A 7877-nucleotide genomic window follows, 5' to 3' on the forward strand; every position below is an offset into this window, starting at 1 on the left:
CGATTCAGGTGTCGTCGATCCGCTCCATGCCACGCGATGAGCTGGTCTTCAACATCACCAGCGTCGCCAGGGCGGCGGTCAACTACGACCTGCCGATCGTCCACTCCACCGTCAACGTCGCGACCGGCCGCAACAAACCGCCGATCCAGGAACTGCAAGACGTGCTCGGCCATCTGCCGACCTACGATCGCACCTCCATCAACAGTTGGGAGGACACCGGGTTCAAGGAGGCGGTCAAATCGATCGGGCGCAAGAAGCTGATCATGACCGCGCTCTGGACCGAGGCGTGCCTGACCTTTCCGGCACTGGACGCCATCCAGGAAGGTTATGAGGTGTACGTGCCTGTCGATGCGGTGGGCGGTACTTCGCTGGCCGCTCACGAGGCCGCGCTGCGGCGAATGGAGCAGGCCGGTGTGAAGCTCATCAGTCGCGTGCAGATGTACTGCGAACTCCAGCGCGACTGGGCACGTGAGGCGACGGTGCCGGGCTTTATGGGCGTCTTCGACAACTTCGACGGCTTCAATGTTGAAAAGGCCGCCGAATAAGCAATCAAAGGTTCTGTGAGCCGCGAATCGTTCATGAGGCGGCAACTGCGATTACGGTCGCCGCCTTTTTGGTAAAGGAGAAGAGACAAATGGAAACCCTGTTCATTGTCGTTGGGCTCAGGGCTAAAGCGGGCAAAGAGAACGAGCTACGACGTGACCTTGCGGAGCTTGTCGAGCCATCGCGAAAGGAGGATGGCAACGTGCGCTATGACCTGTTCGAAGACCAGGATGAATCTGGATGCTTTGTCTTCGTCGAGGAGTGGTCGTCTATCGAAGCGCGCACCAAACATCACGAGCTCGGCCCCCACATTCAGCACTTTCATGCTAATGGCGTGAGTAACGTCGAGAAGACGGAATTCGCCCATACATTGAAGCGTGTGATCTGATACACGTTGTCCCTGGCTGGGAGACATCGTTGACGAAAAGAGCCGATCAGGAGAGCCGACATGATTGAAAGGGTCATCGAACAGCGACGGCGTGACCTGGGTGGCCACTTGGAAGTTGGCCGCGTGCTGCCGTTCGCCAAGCAGCGCATGGTGGGGCCGTTTATATTCTTCGACCACATGGGGCCGATGGATCTGGCGCCCGGCATCGATCGCAGCATGGACGTGCGCCCGCACCCGCACATCGGCCTGTCCACCGTGACCTATCTGTTTTCCGGCGAGGTCATGCACCGCGACAGCGTCGGCTCTGAACAGCTGATCCGGCCACGGGATGTGAACTGGATGACCGCCGGACGCGGCATCACCCACAGCGAACGGTTCGAGCACGCCCGGGTGCAGGGCGATCACCTGCACGGCATCCAGGCCTGGGTGGCGCTACCCACCGAGCAGGAAGAGACCGCACCGTCCTTCTCTCACCATTCCGGCGCCGATCTGCCGCAATGGGACGACGCCGGCGTGGGCGGGCAACTGATCGCCGGCAGCGCCTATGGCCTCACCGCCGGTGCCGAAACCCATTCTCCCCTGTTCTATGCGCACCTCGACATGGCAGCGGGCGCCACCGCTGAGATCCCCTCCGGCCACAAGGAGCGCGCACTCTATATCGCCACCGGCACGGTGGAATTGGATGGCCGGCGCTACGAGGCCGGCAGAATGCTGGTGCTCGGCCCGGCGGCCTCGCGGGTCACCGCCGTCGAACACTCGGCGGTGATGGCTCTGGGGGGCGAGCCCGTCGGTGAGCGGTTCCTGTATTGGAACTTCGTGTCCTCGTCGAAGGAGCGGCTCGCACAGGCCGCCGCGGACTGGCAAGCCGGAAGAATGAAACTGCCGGACGCGGACGACGCCGAGTTCATCCCGCTGCCCGACGAGCCATTGCCGGCCAGGTCGGACAAGAAGGGGGATTGATGGCGGACGCGTCCGGGTTTGGCCTAGTACAGGCCGTTGTTTTATTGGGCGCGGCCATCGTCGCCGTGCCCCTGTCCCGGTGGTTCGGCCTGGGCTCCGTGCTAGGCTACCTGGCCGGCGGACTGACGGTGGGGCCCTTCGGTTTCGGGCTGATCGACGATCCGGAAACGCTGCTGCACACCGCGGAGCTGGGCGTGGTCCTGTTCCTGTTCATCATCGGGCTGGAGATACGCCCCATCAAACTGTGGGCGCTGCGGCGGCAGATCTTCGGGCTCGGCGCGGCACAGGTGGTCACCTGTGGTGGGCTGCTGACGCTGGTCGCCCTGATGGCGGGCGTGTCCCTTCCCGTCGCCATCGTGGGGGCTATGGGCTTCGTGCTCTCGTCCACCGCCGTCATCATGCAGCTGCTGGAAGAGCAGGGCGACACCGCGACCCCCGAAGGCCAGCGGGCCGTCGCCATCCTGCTGCTGGAAGACCTAGCCATCGTCCCGCTGCTGGCCCTGGTGGCCCTGTGGGGCGCGCTCGACAGCCCGGCAGACGTGGACGCTCCGTCCGTGTGGCAGGGCATCGCCATCGCCGTCGCCGGCCTGGCCGTCTTGCTGGTGGCGGGCCGCTGGCTGCTCGACCCGTTCTTCCAGCTCATCGCCCGCGCTGGCGCCCGCGAAGTGCTCACCGCCGCGGCGCTACTGGTGGTGCTGGGCTCGGCGGTGTTCATGCAAAGCGTCGGCCTCTCCATGGCCATGGGCGCCTTCTTGGCCGGCGTACTGCTCTCAGAATCCAACTTCCGCCATCAGCTCGAAGCGGACATCGAGCCGTTTCGTGGCATCCTCCTTGGCCTGTTTTTCCTCAGCGTGGGTATGTCGCTGAACCTGCGCATCGTCGCCGACGAGTGGCGTCTGGTGCTCGGCGGCGTGGTGACCTTCATGGCGGTCAAAGCCGTGGGCATCTATGTCATCGCCCGCTTGGCGCGCGCCGACCACGCTGCCGCCGCTCATCGCACCGCGCTGTTCGCCCAGGGCGGCGAATTCGCCTTCGTACTCTATGCGGCGGCCACGGCCGCTGGCATTTTCGATGCACGGGCCTCGGCGGTCATGAGCGCCATCGTGATTCTTTCCATGGCGTTCACGCCCATCGTGCTGCTCGCACAGAGCCGGATGCGGCGATCCGTACCCGTCTCCCTCGACGGCATAGAAGAAGCTGACGGCCTGCGTGGGCGAGTCTTGTTCATCGGCTTCGGCCGGTTCGCACAGGTGGCGAGCCAAGCATTGCTCGCCCGTCGTGTCGAGCTCTCATTAATCGAGAACGATGTGGACATGATCCGAGCCGCCGCCAACTTTGGGGTCAAAGTCCATTACGGAGACGGCACGCGTCTCGATGTGCTGCGTGCCTCGGGTGCGGACACCGCTGAGGCGATTCTGGTCTGCGTCGACAAACCGGAGGCCGCTGACCGCATCGCCGAACTGTGCCGCTCGGCGTTCCCCATGGCCAAGCTTTACGTCCGCGCCTTCGACCGGGGCCATTCGCTGCGCCTCAACAAGGCAGGAGTGCAGTTCGAGATCCGCGAAACGTTCGAATCCGCCTTGGTATTCAGCCACGCCGTGTTGTCCGGGCTGGGTCTCGACGAGAAACAAGCAAGCGACGTGATAGACGACGTGCGGCAGCGCGACAAAGCGCGAGTGGAACTGGAACTGATTGGTGGCCTGGAGGCCGGGCGCAAGCTGCTTCGTGGCGATGCCGAAACTCCGGAACCTACGCCTCTCTTCGAGAGGCATCCCGCCCGTGAGGAATAGGGGCGTCTCCCGAGTTTACACTGAAGATCTCGCTCGACTGGCTCGCGTTACCGGTCCCATTTTTTCCTAGAACCGCCATCCTGCCGGCCTTTGCAAAGTTAGCCAAGTCTTCGTTGTATAAGCACTCATATAGGATCTGTTATTCCCTAATAATTGTTCATATATGAAGCATGGCTGGTGGATGGCATATTCTGTTCATCTGGCTGCCACCATACTGTAGACGAGCGGATGCGGTGACGTTCATGATTACACTGGGCTGTGAACGTTATGTGAACGTTATGTGGACGTTATGTGGACGGTAAGGCTGTGTTCACAGTGGGTCGGTGAAGCTGTTTGATTCAGCTTAGATTTTATCTCTCGTGCACTCTTCTACAATTCTGGTAATATGTCACGTGGTTAATAATGGTGTGGGAAACGCCGTCGCCAGAAAGATCAGTGCATAAAGCCGCGGAAATACAGAGCTGGGGCTGCTGACGGTAAAAGCGACGGTAAACCCCCAAATCAATCTTTTGTGAAATCTTTACTTTCAATAGGTTAGAGCTCTTGTTGATGATTGAGTGGGAGTAGGCCCCACCTGCTACCGCCAAGTTGATTCCGCATTTGTTAAAGCCAGATGCGGGCATGCCGGTTGTGACGACAAACTATGATCGTCTTGCCGAGCTCGCATGTGAGGAAGCCGGTTTAGGTGTCGACACCATGTTCTGTGGCCATTTTGCAGTGCGGCTTGAGCCGCGGGATAGCTATTCAATCTAGGGCTAACGGATGAGTGCTGACCAAAATAGAAATGGTATTTTATGGTATCATTCGATAGGTATTATTTGAGGTTTTGATTTGATTGGGAAAAATAGTTTATTTAACAATGGAGTTGATACGTTTTATTAGTTATTGATTCAATTATGAAAGGAATTAATAGCTATCGTGCTACCTCTTCAATGATAACTCTCATGGTATGCCGAAGGCATACTATCGGGAAAAGGGCCGATACCCTGCTCCGATGTCTAATCCTGACATGGTCTCGGCCTGTGTTATGCAGCACGCTGTGGCTTTGCGGGAAGTTCTCCGCAAGTGCTCCCATATCCGGATATGCCATGGCCGCTTTGCACCCTTGCTTGCCAACCAGATCAAATTGTATTGTTAGCCGTGTTTGAAAAAATGGGCATCTTCGCTTGCATTTATGCCTGTCGTACCGCTTCAAGGCCAGCTTCTGCTGTTCAACTCCTGGTTAGCTTTTTCTGACAACTCCATTGCCGGACATATTTTTCAGCCAGGCATTATTTGTTTGAAAAACCGCACGTTTAATCCTGGCGTGAGAGATCGTCGAAAGGATCACGTTTAGTCAGGTTGCCGTGTTGCGCCAGCTCCGATGGGGTCGGGGCTTGCGTACGAGCATAACGGGCAGGGGGCATTCCGACATATCGCGCAAACGCAACGCTAAAACTGCTTGCCGATCCGTAACCCACCTGTACGGCAACCCGATCAATACTGAGTTCCCGGCTCCGCAATAGCTGCTTTGCGAGCGCCATACGCCAGGCCAGCAAATATTCCATTGGTGGCAGGCCGACGATGCGGCTGAATTTTGCAAAGAAGGCTGAGCGGGACAGCGCGGCTTCAGTGGCAAGTTCGGCGACTGTCCAGCAATGTTCCGGGTGAGCATGCATGGAACGAAGCGCGGCCGCAAGGCGTTCGTCACCCAGGCCGCGGCTCAGGCTTGGCGCGGATGTGGTTTCCGTTCCGGATCGCAATGCTTCGATCAACAATACCTCGAGAAGCCTCTCCAGCACGAGCTCTTTTGCCGCCCGTCGCTCACGTGTTTCCTCACCGATCAGCTGTATCAGCGTGGCGAGCCGGGGTCGATTGCGCACCAGAACCACGTCCGGTAACAGCGAAACAAGCAGCGCCGCATCCGACGCGCCGAAGCTGCAATGCCCAATCAGCATGCGCAGATCGGCTGGGCCATCCTGGCACCCGACGCGAAAATGACCCTCGCTGACCCTTATCGGCAATGTGGAGGGCATGTCGTCCGGTGCATTGAGACTGTCGTTGACCAGCTCCCGCATCGCCGGGGCGAGTATGAAGTCGCCAGCCCTGAGGACGAATCGTTGGTTCCCGCCGAAGGTTACACGGCAGCTTCCTTCAAGAATTGCGCAATAAAATGGCTCGCCCGTCGCCTCACGATGAATCCGCCACGCGTCGGCACATTCCACCAGCTTTGAAAAGCGGGCGGCAGGCTGTAGCAGAGTAACGATTTGGGCAAGAGGGTCTACGCTCATAATCGGGACTATTTCTAAAGTAATGGCGACTATTGATTATATTGCGTCCACCTTTTCGCCGCTATCATAAGAGCGTTAACTTTTTGTGGAGATGCTTATGCCTACGATATTGATCACTGGTTGCTCGTCCGGCTTCGGTCTGGAAACAGCGAAGCTGTTTGTTGAAAAAGGTTGGGATGTGATTGCAACGATGCGAACGCCCTGCGAGGGTTTGCTGCCGGTTTCCGATCGGCTGCGCCTGCTTGAGCTTGATGTCACCTCTCCTGCAAGTATCGCGCGGGCAATGGAGGTGGTAGGCCCAATCGACGTTCTGGTCAATAATGCCGGCTTCGGCGCGCCATCCCCGGTTGAGCTAACGGCACCAGAAACAATCCATGCCCTGTTTCAGACGAATACGATCGGAACGCTGGCGATGGTTCAGGCCGTCGTGCCGCAAATGCGTCAGCGCCGGGCCGGTGTTGTCATCAATGTGACGTCCACGGTGACGCTCAAAACGTTGCCGATCGTTGGAGTTTACCGGGCAAGTAAGGCGGCGGTAAACGCCTTCACCGAGTCGCTGGCGGTGGAGATGGAGCCCTTCGGCGTCCGCGTGCACATCGTTTTGCCCGGCCGTTCACCGGAAACCAGCTTCGGCACTAATGCACGCCCGCATTTGCGTGGCATGGACGAACCGGACTATGCACCGATGCTTCAGCAATTCGTAAAGAGCGTACAGGACGACTCTGGTCCTGTGACCTATGCGTCCGATGTGGCGAAAGCAGTTTGGCGGGCGGCTACCGATCCATCTGCCCCGTTACGTATTCCCGGAGGCGCAGATGCCGAGATTTGGATGACTGAGCCAGGTTTGTAACCAGAATGGCGGCGGCCGAAAGGGGTCGCCTTTCAACCATGAGATGGCGCACATGGCGTATTTAATGGCATTAAAGAATACATGCGTTTTAATTTATTGATAGTAAATAGCTTTATTATTATATCTATAATCGAGTGGGAATGATTTGACCTAGACGGGTAGTAAGGGCTTACTTGGAAGGCCGCCGGCGCGTTCATTGGATATTCGAGCTGACCTCCTAATACCTGTTAGAGATCAAGGAACTCCATGAGCAACGAACTAATTTTTTTACACGCAAATTGCATCAAAAATTACGTTCGTTGCGTCCATTTTTTTTCTGTATCGCCTGCTTGTATCTCAGAAAGGCGCAACTATCGAGTCTCTAAGGGAGAGGCTGGCTCTTCACAGGGAAAAATCCGCTGCCGCAAGTGCTGATGAATTGGCTGGTGCCCTGGGCGCGCGTGTTAATTTGCTCACGGATGAAATTGCACGGCTAAGAACTGACAAGGAAACCAACTCCGAACTTATCAGGAAGAAAGAAGCCGAGTTGTCAGATGCCACTGAGATGTACCAAAGGCTTAAATCCATGATCATGCATACTTCAGGTATGTCGGTTTCATACTTTTGCCCCGTGTGTGAGGCACCAACCATCAGCGAGGCGGAAAGCAAGCTCCGGTTCCATAATCGGCAGCCAGACTACTTTTTTGTAAAGTATAGCTGCGGTTATTCTGAGCTAAACGGCAACAAAGCCAGTGAATGTGTTGGTGCAAACAATCTCTAACAACATAGCGGGAATAGGGTCAGGTCTGAATGGCACTTACTTAGCCGATAAGGCCTTGATCCAGAAATAAAAAAGCTGATCCAGTGGCGGCGTGTTTATCTCGCCAAAGAATCCACACCCTGGCAAGGATCGGCTCCCATGGATACTAAACAGAATCGATTTCAGCAGCAAGCGATCATACAACAGTTGTCCCGCCAGGATGCCATCCGCTTTTTCAATCTGCTCACCTCGGCAGAGCTCTTTGATGTACTGGAATCCTTATTGCCCGAGCACCACCGGGAACGACTCTTCCCGCCAACGGAAACCTTGGCGATGT

The 7877-nt window shown here is 57.3% G+C and carries 6 protein-coding genes and 1 pseudogene; 6 read left to right on the top strand and 1 reads right to left on the bottom strand.

Annotated elements, in window-relative coordinates; translation table 11 throughout:
• The 4 genes from MA04_RS21395 to MA04_RS21410 form a co-directional block, all read left to right on the top strand.
• The coding region (locus MA04_RS21395; protein ID WP_262462772.1) for a hydrolase at window positions 1-545 on the top strand (545 nt) is incomplete at its 5' end.
• 89 nt (window positions 546-634) lie between these two features.
• Window positions 635-931: a putative quinol monooxygenase gene (locus MA04_RS21400; RefSeq protein ID WP_262462773.1), complete on the top strand. Its 297-nt coding sequence runs from the start codon at window positions 635-637 to the stop codon at window positions 929-931.
• A gap of 60 nt (window positions 932-991) precedes the next feature.
• Complete coding sequence (locus MA04_RS21405) at window positions 992-1891, top strand: pirin family protein (RefSeq protein ID WP_262462775.1); 900 nt, start codon at window positions 992-994, stop codon at window positions 1889-1891.
• Window positions 1891-3681, top strand: a complete 1791-nt coding sequence (locus MA04_RS21410; protein ID WP_262462777.1) for a monovalent cation:proton antiporter-2 (CPA2) family protein — start codon at window positions 1891-1893, stop codon at window positions 3679-3681. The genes MA04_RS21405 and MA04_RS21410 overlap by 1 nt, the downstream gene beginning before the upstream one ends.
• A gap of 1295 nt (window positions 3682-4976) precedes the next feature.
• On the opposite strand, the gene MA04_RS21415 is transcribed toward MA04_RS21410, so the two are convergent.
• Window positions 4977-5951, bottom strand: coding sequence for an AraC family transcriptional regulator (locus MA04_RS21415; RefSeq protein ID WP_262462779.1), 975 nt, complete (start codon window positions 5949-5951; stop codon window positions 4977-4979).
• A gap of 97 nt (window positions 5952-6048) precedes the next feature.
• On the opposite strand from MA04_RS21415, the gene MA04_RS21420 reads away from it, so the two are divergent.
• Window positions 6049-6801, top strand: coding sequence for an SDR family oxidoreductase (locus tag MA04_RS21420; protein WP_262462781.1), 753 nt, complete (start codon window positions 6049-6051; stop codon window positions 6799-6801).
• An 898-nt stretch (window positions 6802-7699) separates the two neighbouring features.
• Window positions 7700-7877, top strand: a pseudogene (locus tag MA04_RS21780) (IS4 family transposase); the annotation flags it as partial.

Origin of the sequence: Alloalcanivorax balearicus MACL04 (genome assembly GCF_025532145.1) — a bacterium.
Classification (GTDB): domain Bacteria; phylum Pseudomonadota; class Gammaproteobacteria; order Pseudomonadales; family Alcanivoracaceae; genus Alloalcanivorax; species Alloalcanivorax balearicus.

Coding starts and splice junctions, on each gene's coding strand:
- MA04_RS21400 (WP_262462773.1), top strand. CDS start 635: ATGGAAACCCTGTTCATTGTCGTTGGGCTCAGGGCTAAAGCGGGCAAA.
- MA04_RS21405 (WP_262462775.1), top strand. CDS start 992: ATGATTGAAAGGGTCATCGAACAGCGACGGCGTGACCTGGGTGGCCAC.
- MA04_RS21410 (WP_262462777.1), top strand. CDS start 1,891: ATGGCGGACGCGTCCGGGTTTGGCCTAGTACAGGCCGTTGTTTTATTG.
- MA04_RS21415 (WP_262462779.1), bottom strand. CDS start 5,951: ATGAGCGTAGACCCTCTTGCCCAAATCGTTACTCTGCTACAGCCTGCC.
- MA04_RS21420 (WP_262462781.1), top strand. CDS start 6,049: ATGCCTACGATATTGATCACTGGTTGCTCGTCCGGCTTCGGTCTGGAA.